General features: G+C 41.9%; 17 protein-coding genes and 1 pseudogene. 11 read left to right on the forward strand and 7 right to left on the reverse strand.

The genetic code is table 11. The features are described 5' to 3' along the window. Window positions 1-378: 378 nt before the first annotated feature. Window positions 379-1,443, forward strand: a complete 1,065-nt coding sequence (locus tag V7K25_RS14155) for a reverse transcriptase domain-containing protein (RefSeq protein ID WP_335158893.1) — start codon at window positions 379-381, stop codon at window positions 1,441-1,443. 30 nt (window positions 1,444-1,473) lie between these two features. Beyond that, window positions 1,474-2,382 carry a hypothetical protein gene (locus V7K25_RS14160; RefSeq protein ID WP_335158895.1) on the forward strand — a complete coding sequence of 303 codons (909 nt, stop codon included), beginning with the start codon at window positions 1,474-1,476 and terminating at the stop codon, window positions 2,380-2,382. Between the two features lie 104 nt (window positions 2,383-2,486). Here V7K25_RS14160 and V7K25_RS14165 read toward each other — a convergent pair whose 3' ends face one another. Together V7K25_RS14165 and rimI are read right to left on the reverse strand one after the other, a co-directional pair. Beyond that, window positions 2,487-4,955, reverse strand: coding sequence for an ATP-dependent Clp protease ATP-binding subunit (locus V7K25_RS14165; RefSeq protein ID WP_335158897.1), 2,469 nt, complete (start codon window positions 4,953-4,955; stop codon window positions 2,487-2,489). Between the two features lie 542 nt (window positions 4,956-5,497). Continuing rightward, complete coding sequence (rimI, locus tag V7K25_RS14170) at window positions 5,498-6,049, reverse strand: ribosomal protein S18-alanine N-acetyltransferase (RefSeq protein ID WP_335158899.1); 552 nt, start codon at window positions 6,047-6,049, stop codon at window positions 5,498-5,500. Between the two features lie 92 nt (window positions 6,050-6,141). Between rimI and lysA the strand changes: the two genes are divergently transcribed. The 5 genes from lysA to V7K25_RS14195 all read left to right on the forward strand — a co-directional run bounded on the left by lysA (window position 6,142) and on the right by V7K25_RS14195 (window position 10,170). Next, entirely contained in the window at window positions 6,142-7,545 is a 1,404-nt protein-coding gene (lysA, locus tag V7K25_RS14175; protein WP_335158901.1) for a diaminopimelate decarboxylase, read from the forward strand. 285 nt (window positions 7,546-7,830) lie between these two features. Continuing rightward, entirely contained in the window at window positions 7,831-8,754 is a 924-nt protein-coding gene (gene cdaA / locus V7K25_RS14180) for a diadenylate cyclase CdaA (protein ID WP_335158903.1), read from the forward strand. Next, window positions 8,751-9,500, forward strand: coding sequence for an isoprenyl transferase (locus tag V7K25_RS14185; protein ID WP_335158905.1), 750 nt, complete (start codon window positions 8,751-8,753; stop codon window positions 9,498-9,500). Before cdaA ends, V7K25_RS14185 begins: the two co-directional genes overlap by 4 nt. A 79-nt stretch (window positions 9,501-9,579) precedes the next feature. After that, entirely contained in the window at window positions 9,580-9,729 is a 150-nt protein-coding gene (locus V7K25_RS14190) for a hypothetical protein (RefSeq protein ID WP_335158907.1), read from the forward strand. Window positions 9,730-9,891: 162 nt separating this feature from the next. Further along, window positions 9,892-10,170, forward strand: a complete 279-nt coding sequence (locus tag V7K25_RS14195) for a DUF2442 domain-containing protein (protein ID WP_335158909.1) — start codon at window positions 9,892-9,894, stop codon at window positions 10,168-10,170. Window positions 10,171-10,198: 28 nt separating this feature from the next. Here V7K25_RS14195 and V7K25_RS14200 read toward each other — a convergent pair whose 3' ends face one another. The 3 genes from V7K25_RS14200 to V7K25_RS14210 all read right to left on the reverse strand — a co-directional run bounded on the left by V7K25_RS14200 (window position 10,199) and on the right by V7K25_RS14210 (window position 11,588). Then, complete coding sequence (locus tag V7K25_RS14200) at window positions 10,199-10,444, reverse strand: DUF2283 domain-containing protein (protein WP_229492248.1); 246 nt, start codon at window positions 10,442-10,444, stop codon at window positions 10,199-10,201. Between the two features lie 311 nt (window positions 10,445-10,755). Next, the gene (locus V7K25_RS14205) at window positions 10,756-11,028 is read right to left on the reverse strand and encodes a DUF3143 domain-containing protein (RefSeq protein ID WP_100898769.1); all 273 of its coding nucleotides are present in this window, start codon (window positions 11,026-11,028) and stop codon (window positions 10,756-10,758) included. Between the two features lie 38 nt (window positions 11,029-11,066). Further along, window positions 11,067-11,588, reverse strand: a complete 522-nt coding sequence (locus V7K25_RS14210) for a J domain-containing protein (RefSeq protein WP_335158950.1) — start codon at window positions 11,586-11,588, stop codon at window positions 11,067-11,069. A gap of 147 nt (window positions 11,589-11,735) precedes the next feature. Here V7K25_RS14210 and V7K25_RS14215 point away from each other — a divergent pair, with 147 nt between their 5' ends. Beyond that, window positions 11,736-12,095 carry a type II toxin-antitoxin system Phd/YefM family antitoxin gene (locus V7K25_RS14215; protein ID WP_335158912.1) on the forward strand — a complete coding sequence of 120 codons (360 nt, stop codon included), beginning with the start codon at window positions 11,736-11,738 and terminating at the stop codon, window positions 12,093-12,095. Further along, window positions 12,092-12,390: pseudogene (locus tag V7K25_RS14220) on the forward strand (type II toxin-antitoxin system RelE/ParE family toxin). Before V7K25_RS14215 ends, V7K25_RS14220 begins: the two are co-directional and overlap by 4 nt. Before the next feature lie 160 nt (window positions 12,391-12,550). Here V7K25_RS14220 and V7K25_RS14225 read toward each other — a convergent pair. Both V7K25_RS14225 and dnaK read right to left on the reverse strand, forming a co-directional pair. Further along, window positions 12,551-13,546 carry a J domain-containing protein gene (locus V7K25_RS14225; protein WP_335158914.1) on the reverse strand — a complete coding sequence of 332 codons (996 nt, stop codon included), beginning with the start codon at window positions 13,544-13,546 and terminating at the stop codon, window positions 12,551-12,553. 149 nt (window positions 13,547-13,695) lie between these two features. Next, entirely contained in the window at window positions 13,696-15,792 is a 2,097-nt protein-coding gene (dnaK, locus tag V7K25_RS14230) for a molecular chaperone DnaK (protein WP_335158916.1), read from the reverse strand. Between the two features lie 312 nt (window positions 15,793-16,104). On the opposite strand from dnaK, the gene V7K25_RS14235 reads away from it, so the two are divergent. After that, window positions 16,105-16,953, forward strand: coding sequence for a M28 family peptidase (locus tag V7K25_RS14235; protein WP_335158918.1), 849 nt, complete (start codon window positions 16,105-16,107; stop codon window positions 16,951-16,953). A 232-nt stretch (window positions 16,954-17,185) separates the two neighbouring features. After that, entirely contained in the window at window positions 17,186-18,718 is a 1,533-nt protein-coding gene (locus V7K25_RS14240; RefSeq protein ID WP_335158952.1) for a SagB/ThcOx family dehydrogenase, read from the forward strand. Window positions 18,719-19,041: the final 323 nt, after the last annotated feature.

Raw genomic sequence — 19,041 nt, forward strand, 5'->3', positions numbered from 1 at the left:
TCTTCGGGGGTCATGCCTATGGTTTAAGTAAGTATTGTGTTCTCCCCATACTACACTCATGAATCAGTATTTCTGCAAAAATGGGATGCTCCCGTAAGCAATGATTCCTTAGACAAACCACTTCGATCACTTGCGGGAATAGGTATTGATTTCCGTTGTTGATCCTGCGACGGTGTATTTCACGGTCAGCTTTACGAGCTTTTTAGCCTTCTAAATTGCTGCTTGCTCCTTATCCGAATAGGCGAGAATACATCCGCAAGTGATATTTTTTTATTTCCAATCGTAGAAATTAGCATGATATCTGTGTCAATGCTAAATCTAAATATGGCTGTTACATCGCTCAAAAGATAGCTGATTAAGGATAACTCAGGGGACAAAGTGAAAAAAAACTCTCAGTTGCTTCTCACAGATAGCCCCGAATCTTTACGAGAGAAATTTTACTCTCTTAAACAACCAATGGATATAGCTGACCTTTTAGAGGTTTCCTATCCTCGGCTTGTTTATCATATATATCTTGTTGAAACTGGCAAACGCTATAAAACTTTTGAGATTCCTAAAAAGTCTGGTGGTATTCGTCAGATATCAACTCCGATAACTGCACTTAAAATTATTCAGACAAAACTTAATCAAGTATTGCAAACAGTGTATGAGATAAAACCATCAGTGCATGGGTTTGTGATGGGGAAAAATATTGTAACTAATGCTCAAGCTCATACTAAAAAACGCTATGTTCTAAATCTTGATTTAACTGATTTTTTTCCGTCGATTAATTTTGGTCGAGTCCGGGGTATGTTTATGGCTACACCCTATGGTTTACATCCAGATGTAGCGACTGTATTAGCACAGATTTGTTGTCATGACAATAAGTTACCTCAAGGTGCGCCAACTTCACCCATCGTAACTAATATGATTTGTGCCAAGATGGATAGTCAATTGCAACGTTTAGCAAAAGAGTACAAAGCGACTTATACAAGATATGCAGATGATATTACTTTCTCAACAACTTTACCTAAGTTTCCTGAAGAATTAGCATATATAGTACCTGAAGAAGATGTAGATAAAATTTTTATTGGTAATAGATTATTATCAATTATTAATGATAATGGATTTGAGGTAAATAATCATAAAAATCGACTGCAAGTCAAAGGAAATCATCAAGAAGTAACGGGATTAACGACTAATCTGTTTCCTAATGTTGATCGAAGGTATGTGCGTCAGGTTCGTGCTATGCTTCATGCTTGGGCTAAATTTGGGCTTGAGGCTGTGGAAAAAGAGTATCAAGAAAAGTATGAATCTCAAAGCAGATTACCCGCCAAGGAGAAACAAAATTTTAAACAAGTACTTCGGGGGAAAATAGAGTTTATAGGTATGGTTAAGGGAAGAAATGATTCTATCTATCAAAAATATTTAGAGCTTTATACTAAAATTAGTAACCCTCAGTAAATTGTCTAAATGCACAATGCTGGATATTATATGGATGAAGAATTAAAACAAGAAATTCAAGACCTAAAAAGTGATATTTATTTATTATCTAATGAAATAAATTGTCAATTTATTAGATTACATGATAATTTTTCTAGTAATATAAATCAACTATCAGAGCAAATTTATAAGTTATCTGAAACACAAGCATTAACTAATAAATCAATTGATAACATCACAATTAACACTGATAAAGAAAATTTCCAAAAAACTCAGAAACAGCCAAAGATCCCAGATGAATATTATATTGATTATTCATATATAACGGATGCAAATTATTCATCTTGGGTTGATAACTTAAAAAAATATAGTAAAGATATGGCTGAATGCCGAGATAAAAAGCAGATTACAACTTTTTCTGAGTCTGCTCGTAATACTTTAGAATCTGCAATCGAAGTTCTTTTTGATGAAGAATATAAATATATTAATGAAAATAATAAATCATTTTTAGAAGCTTATAATAGAGTTAAATCATCTTATGATAAGCGAAAAAATAGTAATTGGGATTTACCGCAAATATATGTAAATGTGCCAAATTCTGCCATCAAATCAGAAAATTTAAAAAACATTGATGGCATCTACGTTGATAGAAAAAACATAGAAAAAATCCGAAGACAAAGCCTTCCTGCATCAGTTCAGATATTTTTTGAAATTATTAAACCTAACTATATGGAAACGCAGCATCTAAAAGAAAATTTTTTGACAATAATGAATATGAATAAATTAAGAGCTTTAAAGACTCATGGCAGTAAATCTGATTTAGATTCACAACTAAATCAATTGGGTTATTATGCAAAGAAATTATACGATTCAAACGAAAATTTTGAGACTATCCAAAAAGTAATATCTTGGTTTGTACAAGAGATATACAAAAGAGTTTGTCAAATATCTAACAATTAGTTTAAATAATTTTTTGCCTCAGAGAGTCAAAAAAACGGTAGAGCAATAAACACTCTACCGTTTTCTAATTTTCTATTTGAGACTTAAATCCCAAACCCTAAATCTTACTCAACACCTTGGGGTAACAATTCCCGACGCTGTTGAGAACTAACTTGGACAATACCATTTTCATCCACATCAACAAGGGCTGTATCGCCATCCTTGATGCGACCAGACAGAATTTCTTCTGCTAGGCTATCTTCTAACAGGCGCATAATTGCCCGACGTAATGGCCTCGCGCCGTAGCTGGGACTGTAACCTTCAGTGATCAACCGATCCTTGAAGCGGTCTGTGACTTCTAAGGTGATACCCTTTTCAGTTAGACGACCAAATACTTCCTTGAGCATAATTTCGGCGATTTGGGTCACTTCCGGCTTGTTCAACTGACGGAAGACGATAATTTCATCGAGTCGGTTGAGGAACTCTGGACGGAAGTACTGTTTGAGTTCTTCGTTCACCAAAGAGCGAATCCGATTGTAAGTTGACTCGCTGGCATCTTCGGAGAATTCAAAGCCGATACCGCTACCGCCTTTTTCAATTACCTTAGAACCAATATTGGAAGTTAAAATCAGCAAGGTGTTCTTGAAGTCCACCGTGCGACCTTTGGCATCAGTTAACCGACCGTCTTCCAAAATTTGCAGCAACATGTTGAATACATCGGGGTGTGCTTTTTCGATTTCGTCGAACAACACCACGGTGTAAGGACGCCGCCGCACGGCTTCGGTCAGCTGACCACCTTCGTTATACCCAACATAACCTGGAGGCGAACCAATCAGCTTGCTGACGGTGTGACGCTCCATGTATTCGGACATATCTAAGCGGATCATCGCTTCTTCGGAACCGAAGAAGTAAGCAGCTAAGGACTTCGCCAACTCGGTTTTACCTACACCAGTAGGCCCAGAGAAGACAAAGCTAGCTATGGGTCGATTGGGATTTTTCAAGCCGACACGAGCGCGACGAATTGCTCGTGAGACTGCCTTCACAGCTTCATCCTGACCAATTAAACGCTGATGCAAGGTGTCTTCCATGTGCAGCAGCTTTTCAGATTCAGATTCGGTGAGTTTGTTCACCGGTACTCCAGTCCAAGAAGCGACAATGTGGGCAATGTCTTCTTCTGTAACTACAGGTTCTTCACCTTCTGTACCTGTTGCATTGGTCTTGCTTTGAGCGATCGCTCGGATTTCGGCTTTGATTTCCATTTCGCGATCGCGCAATCCCCCAGCTTTGTCAAAGTCTTGAGAGCGCACCGCGTCATCTTTTTCTTTTAATATCTGACGCAGTTCTTTGTCTAACTCTTTGGCTGCGGGTGGCAGTTGGGAGTTAATCAAGCGCACTCTAGAACCAGCTTCATCAACTAAGTCGATGGCTTTATCTGGGAGGTAGCGATCGCTAATGTAACGGTCTGACAATTTCGCCGCCGCCACCAATGCTTCGTCGGAGATTTTCAGTTTGTGGTGTTGCTCGTAGCGTTCGCGCAAACCATATAAAATTTCAATTGTTTCATCAACTGTAGGTTCGCCAACCATTACTGGCTGGAAACGCCGCTCTAGCGCTGCATCTCGCTCGATGTGCTTCCGGTATTCATCTAGGGTTGTAGCACCGATGCACTGCAACTCACCCCTAGCCAAAGCTGGCTTGAGGATATTTGCTGCGTCAATAGCACCTTCTGCTGCACCCGCACCAATTAAGGTGTGTACCTCATCAATCACGAGAATGACATTACCCGCAGAGCGGATTTCATCCATGATTTTTTTCAAGCGTTCTTCAAATTCACCCCGGTACTTGGTTCCTGCTACGAGCAAACCAATATCCAAGGTGACGACGCGTTTATCTTCGAGGATGTCAGGGATATCTTTCGTGGCAATGCGTGAAGCTAAACCTTCAGCGATCGCTGTTTTACCAACCCCTGGTTCCCCAATTAGCACTGGGTTATTTTTAGTTCGGCGACCCAATATCTGGATCACTCGCTCAATTTCCTTAGCGCGTCCCACCACTGGATCGAGCTTATTATCCATTGCCATCTGAGTCAGGTTTGAGCCAAATTCATCCAGAGTCGGGGTTTTTGTGCGCCCGGATGAACCACCTGGTGAAACTTCGGCAGTTTCTCCCAACATGCGGATGACTTGGGTTCTTACCTTAGATAGATCCACACCGAGGTTTTCTAGCACCCTGGCTGCGACGCCTTCCCCTTCGCGGATTAGGCCCAACAGCAGATGCTCGGTGCCAATGTAGTTATGCCCCAGTTGGCGTGCTTCTTCCAAGGAGAGTTCTAGAACTCGCTTTGCCCGTGGCGTAAACGGAATTTCCACGGCAACAAAGCCTGATCCCCGTCCGATAATTTTTTCAACTTCAATTCGGGCATCTTTGAGATTGACACCCATTGATTTCAGCACCTTGGCAGCCACCCCAGTGCCTTCGCCAATCAGACCCAAGAGGATCTGCTCGGTTCCGACAAAGTTGTGACCTAAACGGCGGGCCTCTTCTTGGGCCAGCATGATTACCTTAATGGCTTTTTCTGTGAAGCGCTCAAACATGGCTTTATCCCATCATCTGCGGTCGTGCCGGTATGCTGATTTTAGCACAGGCAAAGCTTTTGGATGCCTGTATAACAGATTATAGACATCCTGAAGCTATGACTTTAGTTGATGGGCTAATTGTTAACTATTGACTACTCTTATCTGGCTAGTGTACTGAGGAGCTTTAGTTCACCAGCCTTTTTGGGATTTATTACAAACAGTTCACTGCTTACATTGAGAGTTTATTGATTCGATCCCAAACTTTTATACTTAACATATATACTTTTTAATATCAAGCAAAAATAATTAATATATGATTTATTTATCTAATATGCTTTTTAGATAAAATATTTAAATAAAAATAGGCGCAACAAAGTTACATTTTTTTGCTGAAGCCGATCGCAAGCCCCAATAATTCAAAAATACTCATACCCAACTAAACAGGTAGGCCCAAATAAAGCTAACTATATAACAAAATGTAAAACTTTCAAAACCCGTGTAATTGCTTCACTTTGCTTTGCTCCGAACGCAATGACATAGTTATAAATCTTCTCGCAGACTTACTTAAAAAGCAAGTGCCAAGAGGATTTTTCGAGGCGATCGCTGACAATGGAATACCACTGGTCTAAAGTTGCTTTAAATTTGCGGTGTTGTAAATCTGGGAGCCAAAGGATTAAAGCATCCTCATCATTATCTTGGTAGTAGCGCCGCCGCCGCCCAGCTGTTTTGAAGCCAAATTTTTGATATAAAGATATTGCCGCCAAGTTGGAAGCTCGGACTTCGAGGGTAGCTCGCTCCATTTTATGATCGCAAGCTGTCTTAATGAGTGAATATAATAAAGCCGCACCCATTCCTTGACGGTGATATTGAGGATGAACCGCCAAAATTGTAATGTGGGCTTCGTCTAAAATTGACCAAAAGCAACCCATTCCTAGCAAACTTGTGCTGGAGGAGGCAGAAAATAAACCGAGTATATCGCTGTTGGGACTATCTAATTCTCGTTTGTAGCCATCCATTGTCCAAAGTCCGCCAAAACAAGCTTGATCGAGTTCCAGAATGGCACTGAGATTTTCTAATGTCAGTAATTTAATTTCTAAGTCTAATGAGATCACATTTGTTGAATAACGTTACAAACCCTTTGTACACTGGGAATCGGGAGACGAACTCAAAGCCCGTAATTTGAACAAGGAAAACTTTTATAGTTATGGTATCGACTCACCCCACTGGGGTTCAACATTCTGGAAGTCAATATTTACCTCAAAGGCATGACACCAAGGCAAATTTATCGCCTAATCAGGAACTTTTACCCTTAACTGCCAGAGTCCATAATCATGACTCCCTAGAAATTGGTGGGTGTGATGTCACAACCCTAGTTGAGCAGTTTGGTTCACCTTTATATATTTTAGATGAAGAAACCCTGCGCTCGGCTTGTCAGCAATACCGAGATGCTTTCAAGCAATATTACAAGGGCGAATCTCAAGTATTGTACGCCTCAAAAGCTTGGAATTGTTTAGCAGTTTGTGCGATCGCAGCATCTGAGGGTTTAGGTATCGATGTAGTCTCCGGGGGCGAACTTTACACTGCCTTGCAAGCAGGTGTTAGTCCCAATAAAATTTACCTTCACGGAAATAATAAATCTCGTGAAGAATTAATTTTAGCGATCGAGTCTGGTGTTACCGTTGTGGCGGATAACTGGTATGAGTTGCGTACCCTTGTGGAAATTGCCCAACCTGGTCAATCAATCCGCATCATGCTACGGCTTACTCCCGGTATCGAGTGTCACACGCACGAATATATTCGCACGGGACACTTAGATAGCAAATTCGGCTTTGATCCCAATGATTTAGATGAAGTTTTTACCTTTGTAAGTCAACAACCTGCCCTTAATTGCGTAGGAGTACATGCTCATATTGGTTCCCAAATTTTTGAGCGCCAACCGCATCAAGATTTGGCGGCTGTTATGGTGCAGTGGCTCCGGGATGCCGGGAAGTATGGTTTAAATATTACAGAGTTAAATGTTGGGGGCGGTTTAGGGATTAAGTACACAGAATCAGACGATCCCCCTAGTATTGAAGAGTGGGTGAAGGCGATTTGTGAAGTAATTCAAGAAGCTTGTGCTGTCGAAAATCTGCCTTTGCCGAAATTATTGAGTGAACCAGGGCGATCGCTAATTGCCACAGCTTGCGTCACTGCTTATACTATTGGTTCATCCAAAGTTATCCCAGAAATTCGTACCTACGTAGCGATCGATGGGGGAATGTCTGATAATCCCCGCCCGATTACATACCAATCAGTTTATCGGGCAGTAGTTGCCAATAAAATGTCTTCACCTTTAACCCAAACAGTCACAATTGCTGGTAAACATTGTGAATCAGGAGATATTCTGATTAAGAATGCCCTACTCCCAAAGACTGAACCAGGAGATATTCTCGTAGTTATGGGAACTGGTGCGTACAATTACAGTATGGCATCTAACTACAACCGCTTGCCCCGACCGGCAGCAGTTGTGGTGGCGAATGGCGAAGCAAATTTAATTTTGCAACGTGAAACTTATCAAGACTTAATTCGACAAGATCGCCTACCAGAAAGGCTGAAAAATAGTCATTAGTCCTTGGTGAGTCCAGCACTGCGGCAGGGTTTCCCTCCGCAGGTGATCTGGCGTTAGCAAAGCGATAGCGACGCAGGAGCGTCACTCGGAGGGTTATTGGTCATTAGCTAGGAGCTAAACCGCGTCTATTTTGAAACCTAGAGTTTTTGAAGAGAGTATATTATTCTGTCGTGGCTTGAGTTTTGAGCTTTAGCCTCATTACAAAAAACTACGGTTTTCACAGTAGACGCGGTTTAATAACAAATGACTAAATGTAATTAGAGGCAAAAGTGTAATCCAGATGTCATGAGAGATTGGTGGAAGCAATGGCTGATAAACCTGGGATGGTCACAGTCCTTGCTACTTGGGGCTCTGGATATTGTGTTAGTGCTGGCGCTGACGTACATGATACTAGTTATTATTAGTGAGCGCCGAACACTGTGGATGGTGAGGGGATTCATTATTTTAATGCTAGCCTCCGCACTAAGTGGCAAATTAGGACTACCTCTGCTAAATTTTGTACTGGAAAAGTTGGTGATTGGTTGTGCTGTAGCGATGGCAGTTGCTCTACAGTCAGAGTTTCGGCGGTTTTTGGAGCAATTAGGGCGTGGCGAATTCCGCCAGCTGTTTCAACCCGACCGGCTGGCAATCCCCAAATCTGATAGTGTAATTGATGAAATTGTTGAGGCTGTTAAAGAATTGTCAAAAAACCGCATTGGAGCTTTACTAATTGTGGAAACCACAGGGCCAATTGATGAGCGAGATTTTTCTGTGCCAGGAGTAAAGCTAAATGCGGAGGTTTCTAAAGAACTAATCCAGACAATTTTTCAGCCGAAAACTTTGTTACACGATGGGGCTACATTGATTCGTGGCTCACGGATCATCTCATCGGGTATAATTTTACCACTTTCGGGACGCACAGCCTCGCGCCAGTTGGGAACACGCCACCGGGCGGCAATGGGAATTACTGAGCGGGTCGAAAATTGCATTTGTGTCGTTGTGTCTGAAGAAACGGGTTCTATTTCCTTAGCGGAACGGGGAACCCTAAATAGACCCCTGACGATTAGGAAGTTGAAAGAGTCATTAGAGGCTCTTTTGTCCCCAATCGTGGATAGGGAAGCTGTAGCTCCTGGTCTGTTAACTTTTGTTCGTCAGATAGGTAGGAAGACACTAGCACTGGTTTCACGTTTACTCAGATTACCATCGACCGCTTCTCGAGATAAAAAATGACAGCACAACAAACTAAACTGCAAGATTTGCCTACTGACTTAAAACGAGAACTATTGCCGCAGCACGTTGCGGTGATTATGGATGGCAATGGTCGATGGGCTAAACGTCAGGGTTTACCTCGAATTATGGGCCATAAGCGCGGAGTAGATGCTCTCAAGGATTTACTTCGCTGTTGTCAGGATTGGGGAATTCAGGCGTTGACGGCTTATGCTTTTTCAACGGAGAACTGGAAAAGACCGCAGGAAGAAGTGGATTTTTTAATGACTCTGTTTCAAAGAGTTTTGCGCCAAGAACTGCGAGAAATGGTCGAAGAGAATGTGCAAATTAAGTTTGTGGGAAATTTACAGGCTCTCCCACGATCGCTCCAACAAGAAATATACCGTTCAATGGAAGCAACCAAGGATAATGGTGGTATCCGGTTTTCAGTAGCAACTAATTATGGCGGACGACAGGAGATTTTACAAGCTTGTCAGGCGATCGCAAAACAAGTTCAGCAAGGTCTGCTACAACCAGATGAAATTAATGAACAGGTATTTGAGAGCCACTTGTACACAGCCGGAATTACTGACCCAGATTTGTTAATTCGCACCAGTGGAGAAATGCGCCTCTCAAATTTTCTTCTCTGGCAAATGGCTTATGGAGAAATTTACATTACCGATGCTCTTTGGCCCGATTTTGACCGGGCTGAGTTTCACCGCGCCTTATGTGCCTACCAGCAACGCGAACGGCGATTTGGAAAAGTATAAGATATTACATTCATTAAGTATGTAGGATGCGTTAGCGAAGCTACAAGATTGGCGATCGCACTACAATTTAATAAACTTAATGATGGCTATTGATATGGTATCGATTCCTATCACCCTGGAACAACTCATTACGGCTGTGCAACAGTTGCAACCAGAGGAACGGGCAGAGGTTGCCAGAGCGTTGGTTTTAGTAGATTTACGTTCAGATTTGAGGGCTTTAATTCAATAACTTTATGCTCAACTCCCGGTTGATGACATTACAGACGATAATATCATGGCTGAAATTAAGGCTGTGCGCCAGCAATCTCACCAAACGTGTGTTTTACACTCATTGAGATGCTCGCAGTTTCGTAAGCTACCTCCTTTGGAGTAAATTTAGTTAGGAGCAGCTATGTTGTATCCCCGAATCCATCAAGCCAAAGCAATGGATGATACTACTTTACTGATTGAATTTACCAATCAAGAGGTGAAAAAATACGATGTTCGTCATCTCTTAGATACTCCAATGTTTTCTCCACTTCGACAACCTGCTTTTTTTAAGAACTTTAAAGTAGAGCCAGGGGGTTATGGGATTGTGTGGAATGAAGAGATTGATCTTAGCGAGTATGAGCTTTGGAAGAATGGTACGTCCTTGATGCAAAGTGAAGACAAAGCTGGCGATCGCATTTAGCAGTCATAGTGCGATCGGCGATCGCTGGCTATACTTTGCTGCGAACCAAGTTCAACAGCTTACCCTGAACAGATTCCAAAATAAAATCTCGGATGTAATTACTGGCATTGAGAATTTCCACGCCTATCAACTCTCCGGCTGCATTCAGTTCAGCAGTCACATTTGGACTAATTTCAATACTTGCTGATTCTGGCTCTTCGGAGATGAGCAGATGAAGAATATCCTCTTCTTTGAAATAGTTTATTTGTGGCAATTGTTGCTTAATGTTAGACATTTGTGATTAACCGTCCGGTTTTTAGACGAAATCGAATTTGTTGTCGAGTTGTGGCGTGAATTGTAATCGGTGTAATTGTATTTTCACTTTGTTCATAGGGAATTAAAACTAGCTGTTCACCATGCTTTCCAACTGCGATCGCCCGATCGGTTTATACATCATAATATCGTTCGCAAAAGAAGCGTAGGATCTTTTCAATCAGATCAAGATCAAAGCCTCTTCCGGTTGCACGGTAAGGAAGATAGGATGTCCAGATAATCTCAGGCATTGATTCATGATTAGCGGTTGTTGTCATCACTCAAAAGCGATATTTATGGCCCAGAAAACACCGCTTGTTCTACATCATCCCGACTAAGAGAATACTTGAATGAACGTTGGATATCTTGCCCATTTTCCCCAGATTGGACATATCGCACTACGATTTGCTCAACATCGAGCCATAGTTCAGCTTTCCAACTAGGGCGCTGTATATGCCAGCAATGCCTCTGTGTGTCGTCTTGTTGACAGCCTTGGTTTTTTAGCCACTGTTCAATTTGTGGCAGGGGATGATTATATAACGGGGTATCAGAGGGAAGAAGAGGCATAGGAATTTTGGATTTTAGATTTTGGATTAGGAAATTTTTTAGTTTTTAATTACTATAGGGGTAATTAGTTGCAATACATGGTTAATTTGCTGTTGTACAGAAGGAGTTGGCTGTAGCAAAGGCGAATGGATCGCAGCCTCACCACGAGTTAAGCCAATGGCAATTGCTAGTATCAGACAACCTACAAATGTTAACACCAGCATAAATAAAGCAAAAATTTCGCCAGATGAGAGGGGGCGATCGCTAGGATCGAGGTAAGCTGATTTTGACCAGTCATGACGCGAGACGGGATGGTTCAAGTCAGGAGGTGGTTGAATCACCGCAAAGCGAGAATAGCCAATTTTTGAATCATAGCTTAACCGCCGTTCTGGATGGCTAAGGGTAGCGTAGGCTTCGTTGATTTGCTGAAATTTGAGAGTGGCGATCGCAGTAGGCAAGTCTGTAGTATCAGGATGATAACGTTTGCTCAGTTGCCTATAAGCACGACGAATGTCGATTACCGATGCCGAGGGATGCAGTCCTAGCAGGGAGTAATAAGTTGGTTTACTGCTTTGTGGCATTGCCCCGTTTTGATTCACGGCTATTTGAGTCACCTTGCTCAAAGATATTTTTTATATTCTAAATCCTTTGTGATTGGCGAAGCCGGAAGAAGACATAGCAGGTCAAGTATTTGATAAAATATTTTATAAAGCATTGAATTAGATGCGATGGATATCAAAATTAATCTCGAAAATATTCAAACTCTCACCGATTTCAAGCGCAATGCCAAGGATTACCTAGAGCGGATTAAGTCTACAAAGTCGCCACTTGTACTAACTGTAAATGGGAAAGCGGAGGTTGTGGTACATGAAGCGCAAGCGTTTCAGCAGATGATAGATAAACTCGCTCATCTTGAGGAAGAACTTCAAAAATTCAAGCTAGAAGCGTTACGCAGTCAGATAGACATTGGGATTAAGCAACTTGAGAGCGGTCAGTATACTGAATATAATGACGAGTCACTTTCGGCTTTTTTTGCAAATATTAAAGCACGAGGACAGGAAAAATTGGCTGACAGCGATTCTGTATGAGTCGATTTCGGATTTCTACTCAAGCAGCGCAAGATATTGAAAATATCTGGAAATATGTAGCGCCAAATAATTTAAAAGCTGCTAATAAACTTTTTGATATTCTGCGAGAAAGTTTTCCAAAACTGGCTAAATTTCCTCAAATGGCAGAGAACGGACTGAACTAGCACCTTTTTTGCGAAGTTTTCCGGTAAAAAATTATTTAATTTTTTATCGCCCAATAGACGAAGGCATAGAAATTGCACGTATATTGCACGGGTCACAAGATATAGAAACTATTTTTCAAGAAGAAAGTTGAGGTCAAAATAATTCGTAATTTGTAATTTATAGTTAAGTCTCTACGAATAAATGAGAGGGCTTAAAATATTGATTATATTTTTTCTCCACTGATAAATTAAGAGACTTATAGCATTACTTACAAATTATTTTGGTCAATAGCTGGATATGCTATCTCATCCCTAGCCCAATAAATCAGCACGGGGTTTAAAGGTTTCAATTTGCCGTAACTTTTCGTAGAGTTCTCGTTCTTCTTGACTAATATTTTTCGGGGTAACTATTTGAATTTCCACTAATTGATCGCCACGTTTGCCATCATCGCTAGGGTAGCCTTTATTCCCTAGCCGGAATTTTTGACCAGACCTAACTCCTTCAGGGATGGTCATTTTTACAGGGCCATCGAGAGTTGGTGCTTCTACCTGTCCTCCCAAAACTGCTTCAGTGGGAGTAACTGGCACTTGGCAGAGGATATTTAAACCTTCTAGCTTAAATAATGGATGGGGATTAACGGTAATTTTTAAGTATAAGTCGCCACCACTAACGCCTTGGTTCCGCAAACGGATGGTTTGACCTGTTACCATACCTGGAGGCATACTAACTTCTAGCGATCGCCCATCTTCCAAACGAATGCGTTCATTACCACCTTGATAAGCTTTTTCTAGTGGGAGGGTTAATCTGGCTTCTATATCTCGACGGGTAGTGCGAGGTGGGGTGCTAACTGTGTAGGCAACTTTTGTTCTGGGGGAACGAAACGGATCGGTATTATTGCCATTATTGGAGTTATTTGCCGTATTTTTATTTTTGACGCCGATAACTTGATTAATAAAGCTTTCAAAATCAGAGAATTGGCTTGGATCTACCTCCTGATTACTGTTGCGATCGCTAGCACCAGTCTGCCAGGTTTTAGCCTTTGGCGTCTGTTTGTTGGCCGCAAAGCCTTTTTGCTTCCAGTAGCGGCTAAACTGGTCGTATTGCGATCGCTTGGCTGAGTCCGAAAGGACTTCATAAGCCTCGCCAATATCCTTAAATTTTTCCTCCGATTCTTTGTTACCCGGATTGAGATCGGGGTGATATTGTCTTGCTAACCGCCGATAAACTTTTTTAATTTCCTCACCAGAGGCATCTTTAGATACTCCTAAAATTTCGTAATAATCGCGGAAATTCGGCAAATTTTGCATAGCTCAGTTATTTAAATTTTAGATTTTAGATTTTGGCTTAATTAAGAGTAGAGACGCGATTAATCGCGTCTGTACAGGAGTTGAAAGATTTAATTTTTAACTCCTCACTTCTCACTCTAACTCCTCACTTTTCGCTTTTATTAGGAGTATTACAACCAATCATTGTCTTCTTCATCATCCCAATTATCTTGGTAACTGGGACGGGATTTGCGTGGCGGACGGCTTTGGCTTTCATAGGAGGAAGAACGACTGTCTCGACTATTGTCTCGCCCATAGTCTCTGCCATAGTCTTTACCGTAATCTCTGCCATAGTCCTTACTGTATGAGTCGCGTTCCCGATATGCATCTTTAGGAAAGTCGCGTTCTTTATCTTTATCACCAGTAAAGATGTCACGGATTGTACCAAACAAGTCGTCATCTTCATCTTCAGCATAAGTTTCCCTGACTTCCCGATTTAGCTCATAGAGAGCATCTTGCAAATCGGCGTATGCTTGGTCAATACCGCGATCGCTATTTTCCTTAAGACTCTCTTTTAAATCTCGGCAAATATTATCAATTCTTTGGCGGCGGTTTCGGGCAAACTGCATACCAAATTCCAGTGCTACTTCTCTAAGCTGTCGTTCTGCTTGGAAAATCAACGCCTCAGAACGAGTCCGCTTTTCTACCCGTTCTTTACGTTCGCGATCGACATCGGCGTATTTTTGAGCATCCTGAATCATCCGATTCACTTCTGACTCATTCAAGGTAGAAGCGCCTTGAATGGTGATACTCTGCTCTCGCCCAGTGGTTCTATCTAAGGCTGTTACCTGTAAAATCCCGTTAGCATCAATATCAAATGACACCTGAACTTGGGGAATTCCTCGTGGCGCTGGTGGAATGCCATACAGCTTGAAACGTCCTAAAGACTTATTATTTGCTGCCATTTCTCGTTCGCCCTGGACTACGTGGATTTCCACAGTATTCTGGTTATTTTCGGACGTAGAAAAAATGTCAGAACGACGGACTGGGATAGTAGTATTGCGGGGAATAAGTTTTTTCATTACGCCGCCGATGGTTTCTAATCCCATAGAAAGGGGTGTGACATCCAAAAGCAGCACATCTTTGAGTTCGCCTGCGAGAATTCCGGCTTGAATTGCTGCACCCACTCCCACTACTTCATCAGGGTTGACGTTTTCGTTAGGTTCTATGCCAATTAAGTCCCGTACTAGCTGCTTCACCATTGGCATTCGTGTAGAACCGCCAACTAACACTACTTCTTCAATGTCTCTGGATGAGAGTCCGGCATCTTTGAGGGCGCGTTTCACTGGTGTCCGCAATCGCCCCACCAAATCACCACACAAGCCTTCAAATTGAGAACGCGTTAGACGAGTTTCCAGATGTTTAGGGCCTTCCTGATCGGCAGCAATAAAAGGTAAGTTAATTTCGGTGACGCTGACAGCAGAAAGCTCAATTTTGGCTTTTTCCGCCGCTTCCATCAGACGTTGTAAAGATTGTCTCTCGCGTCTTAAATCTACCCCTTCGGCTTCCAGAAATTGTTCTGCTAGCCAATCTACTATAACTTTGTCAAAATCGTTACCACCAAGTTGGGTATCTCCACTGGTAGCTTTAACTTCAAATATGCCATCGCCTACTTCTAAAATCGACACGTCAAAAGTACCACCACCCAAGTCAAATACTAGGATAGTTTCCGTGTCACCCCGATCTAATCCATAAGCCAAAGATGCAGCAGTTGGTTCATTGAGAATCCGCAGCACCTCTAAACCGGCAATTCTGCCAGCATCGCGGGTTGCTTGCCGTTGAGAATCATTAAAATAAGCGGGTACTGTAATCACTGCCCCTGTTACCGGTTCGCCCAAATAGCGGCTAGCATCGTCGGCCAATTTCTTCAGCACCATTGCCGAAATTTCTTCTGGGGCGAAATCCTTATTGAGCCGGGGACAAGCAACTTTAATATTGCCTACTTCGTCCTTGCGGATGGTGTAGGGTACACGCTTGGAATCTGGACTAAGTTCGGCATACTTGCGCCCAATGAAGCGTTTCACTGCAAAAAAGGTATTTTGTGGATTGAGGACGGTTTGTCGCCGTGCCATTTGCCCAACCACCCTTTCGCCTTCTTTGCTAAAGCCAACTACGGAGGGGGTTGTTCGCATTCCTTCTGCATTGGCAATCACCACCGGCTTGCCACCCTCCATAACGGCGACTACTGAGTTGGTTGTACCCAAGTCGATGCCGACTACCTTGCCCATGCGTTACTCTTCTCCTAAAGTGTCTTATATATTTATTATGATTGGGCGGAACTACCTCTAGCTTTGTGCTATTGGATGAAAACACCTCAATGGTATAATAGTCATCATTAAGGCAATAAGCTAAGAAGTTCAGCTAGAGCAGATAGTTGCAAGACTAGGATAGCATTGACGATGATTGGTATGTCCAAGCAGCCTCAATTCTTGTTATCCTTTCTATGTACTGTCTCTGCAAGTTTATAAATGCACCTTAATAATACTTGCTTTGTTTGTTTGAGTGCCTGAAAACCTTAATATTGCCACTATTTTAAACATTTGAATTTAACAGAGCGATTACAAACTTCCCTGGCTGAGATTGCGCGAGAACGCGATCCTTACATGGCAACGGCTGGACATTTTTTTGTCCAAGAATACATCCGCCAGCAATTTTCCCAATGGGGGAGTGTGGAAATCCACACCTTTGAAGTCAGGGGTAAAGCTTGTAAGAACTTGATATTAAATTTACCTTCCCAAGGGGGACGACAAAAAAAGGATTTGCCACCGATTTTAATTGGCGCTCATTATGATGGCGTTCCGGGAACAGTAGCGGCTGATGATAATGCCACTGGTGTGGCGGTGTTGCTGGAATTAGCTAGAAAGTTTGCTGCCCAAGCTATAAGATATCCCTTAAGGCTAGTTGCTTTCGATATGGAAGAATACGGCTTACTGGGTAGTGCTGATTATGCAGCCCTGTTGCACGAACAAAAGCAACAGCTACGCTTAATGATTTCCTTAGAAATGCTGGGTTATACCGATTCTACGCCTGGTTCCCAAAGTTACCCCCCTCCTCTGGAACGCTTCTACCCAGACAGAGGTGACTTTATTGCTTTAATTGGTAATTTGCGAACATTACCTGATTTAATTGGCATGAGCCGTAATATTCGCAAAGCTGGCGTACCTAGTCAATGGCTACCTGTGCCGAATCGAGGTTTAATAGTTCCCCAAACCAGACTTAGCGATCATGCACCTTTTTGGGATTTGGGTTATCCGGCAATGATGGTGACAGATACGGCATTCTTGCGAAATCCCCATTATCACAAAGCTAGTGATGCGATCGCTACTTTAAATTTGGATTTTCTTAGCGGTGTATGTCAAGGGTTAGAAACTGCAATTCGGCGGTTGTGAAAATATTAGACATGTCCAAAAATTAAATATGCATGATTCAGAACCCTTGCAGAGAGGTAGCAGTGCTACGTCTCTACATTCTTTTTGCCCAGATGGCCATTCCCCATTCCCCAATGCAGTTGTTACCAATTACCACTTTGTGACTATGAGGATTGTACGAATTGACACGAAATAATGAGGCTGAAGAATGCCAAGATCAAAAAAAGGATGCCTTAAGGATATTAAAAGTACTATGCCAGAATTACACCAATCAATTGCCCAGCATTACCACGAACGGACTAAATACAACCCTGATACTCTCGCCTCTAAAAGTCAGCAGTTAGACTGGGCTAAACAGCCAGTGCCTTTCAAAGAGTACAAAATTGGCTCTACTTTTGATCTCAAACCCTATATCCAAGAAAAAACAGAGGGATTTGCTAATAACCCAGATGCTCAATGGTGGCAAAGACTTTCACGCCTGCTGTTTCGCAGCTATGGATTAACGGCGAGAATGCCCTCTATGGGTAGCGCGGTGTATTTACGTGCTGCTCCCAGTGCAGGCGGGTTGTACCCGGCTGAGGTGTATGTGGTTTCTCGTGGTACGGCGTTATTGCCACCTGGTCTATATAACTACCAGTGTCGGACTCATTCTCTCATGCATTATTGGGAAAGTGATGTTTGGCAAAATCTCCAAGCTGCTTGTTTCTGGCATCCTTCTCTAGAAAATACTCAACTAGCAATTATTGTGACTGCGGTTTTCTATCGTTCTGCGTGGCGCTATGAAGATCGGGCTTATCGGCGGATTTTTCTAGATACAGGACACTTGTTAGGCAATATCGAGTTAGCTGGTGCGATTACTGACTATCGCCCCCACTTAATCGGCGGTTTTGTGGATGAATCGGTAAACGATCTACTTTATATAGATCCGCAACAAGAAGGTGCGATCGCTATCTTACCTCTGGCAGATTTGTTAGATGTCAATCAAAATTTACCATTAGGATGTACTGCTTTACCTTCCACCACCGAAACCAGTTATCCAGAAATTCCCGATGGCGAATTGCTGACATATTTCCATCGACACACCCAGATCCAATCAGGTGTAACTGGCAATCTTAATCTACCAACTATTAAACAAGAAAAATCTTTGGAGGATAAATATAACTTTCCTTTTTGTTTGAAAATTCCTACCAGTACTGCGCCTATAGACTGGGGACAAAAGCTGTCAGAATTGGAAACCACTATGTATAAGCGACGCTCTACCCGTGCTTATAATGGTGATGATTTAACTTTGGATGAATTAAAAAGTTTACTTGATTTCGCTTACCAACCGCAAAATTACATCGACCAAAGTTTAGATATTTCTCCAGATTACTTTGATTTGAATTTAATAGAAACATTTATTGCTGTTTGCGGAGTTAAAGGATTGGAGGCAGGTTGTTATTATTACGCACCCAAAGCCCAAGAATTACGCCAAATTCGGTTTAAAAACTTTCGGCGAGAGTTACATTTTCTCTGTTTGGGGCAAGAATTAGGGCGGGATGCAGCTGCGGTGCTTTTCCATACAGCCGATTTGAAAGCTGCGATCGCACAATATGGCGATCGCGTTTACCGTTACTTACATCTGGATGCCGGCCATTTAGGACAACGCTTAAATTTAGCAGCCATAAATCTAAATGTAGGTGTTAGTGGTATTGGTGGCTTCTTTGATGACCAAGTAAATGAAGTTTTGGGTATTCCTGCCGATGAAGCTGTTCTATATATCACGACTTTGGGACGCCCAAGATAAAAATAATCTGGAGGCGCAAAGAATGCAGAAAGTTTTTTTCTGTGTTCTTTGCGTATACGTACAATTTATCTTTGTTTAGTGTAAACTATCAAACATATTTTCCAGCGCCAGATTCGTAGAAGATTAAACCAATATATACTTTTTTGATAAATTTTTTTAAATACAGATCCTTGTTTTTTATTCCTAAGTATCAAAGAGCTTAGATGTTGCTCTTAAGTTTTTTATCGAGAAATTATCAGTTGTTCCACATTGAAATTGCAAGCGAATTTAATACATCATAAAATTTGCATACCTCATAGAAAATTAATTATATTTTTAGATTT

The sequence above is a fragment of the Nostoc sp. genome (assembly GCF_036919495.1).
Classification (GTDB): Bacteria; Cyanobacteriota; Cyanobacteriia; order Cyanobacteriales; family Nostocaceae; genus Nostoc.

Bases quoted from the DNA above. Each gene is read 5' to 3' on its own strand.
- dnaK (WP_335158916.1), bottom strand. From the start codon at position 15,792: ATGGGCAAGGTAGTCGGCATCGACTTGGGTACAACCAACTCAGTAGTC.
- V7K25_RS14160 (WP_335158895.1), top strand. From the start codon at position 1,474: ATGGATGAAGAATTAAAACAAGAAATTCAAGACCTAAAAAGTGATATT.
- lysA (WP_335158901.1), top strand. From the start codon at position 6,142: ATGGTATCGACTCACCCCACTGGGGTTCAACATTCTGGAAGTCAATAT.
- V7K25_RS14210 (WP_335158950.1), bottom strand. From the start codon at position 11,588: ATGCCACAAAGCAGTAAACCAACTTATTACTCCCTGCTAGGACTGCAT.
- V7K25_RS14200 (WP_229492248.1), bottom strand. From the start codon at position 10,444: ATGTCTAACATTAAGCAACAATTGCCACAAATAAACTATTTCAAAGAA.
- V7K25_RS14240 (WP_335158952.1), top strand. From the start codon at position 17,186: ATGCCAGAATTACACCAATCAATTGCCCAGCATTACCACGAACGGACT.
- V7K25_RS14225 (WP_335158914.1), bottom strand. From the start codon at position 13,546: ATGCAAAATTTGCCGAATTTCCGCGATTATTACGAAATTTTAGGAGTA.
- V7K25_RS14195 (WP_335158909.1), top strand. From the start codon at position 9,892: ATGTTGTATCCCCGAATCCATCAAGCCAAAGCAATGGATGATACTACT.
- V7K25_RS14215 (WP_335158912.1), top strand. From the start codon at position 11,736: ATGGATATCAAAATTAATCTCGAAAATATTCAAACTCTCACCGATTTC.
- V7K25_RS14205 (WP_100898769.1), bottom strand. From the start codon at position 11,028: ATGCCTCTTCTTCCCTCTGATACCCCGTTATATAATCATCCCCTGCCA.
- V7K25_RS14165 (WP_335158897.1), bottom strand. From the start codon at position 4,955: ATGTTTGAGCGCTTCACAGAAAAAGCCATTAAGGTAATCATGCTGGCC.
- cdaA (WP_335158903.1), top strand. From the start codon at position 7,831: ATGAGAGATTGGTGGAAGCAATGGCTGATAAACCTGGGATGGTCACAG.
- V7K25_RS14190 (WP_335158907.1), top strand. From the start codon at position 9,580: ATGATGGCTATTGATATGGTATCGATTCCTATCACCCTGGAACAACTC.
- V7K25_RS14185 (WP_335158905.1), top strand. From the start codon at position 8,751: ATGACAGCACAACAAACTAAACTGCAAGATTTGCCTACTGACTTAAAA.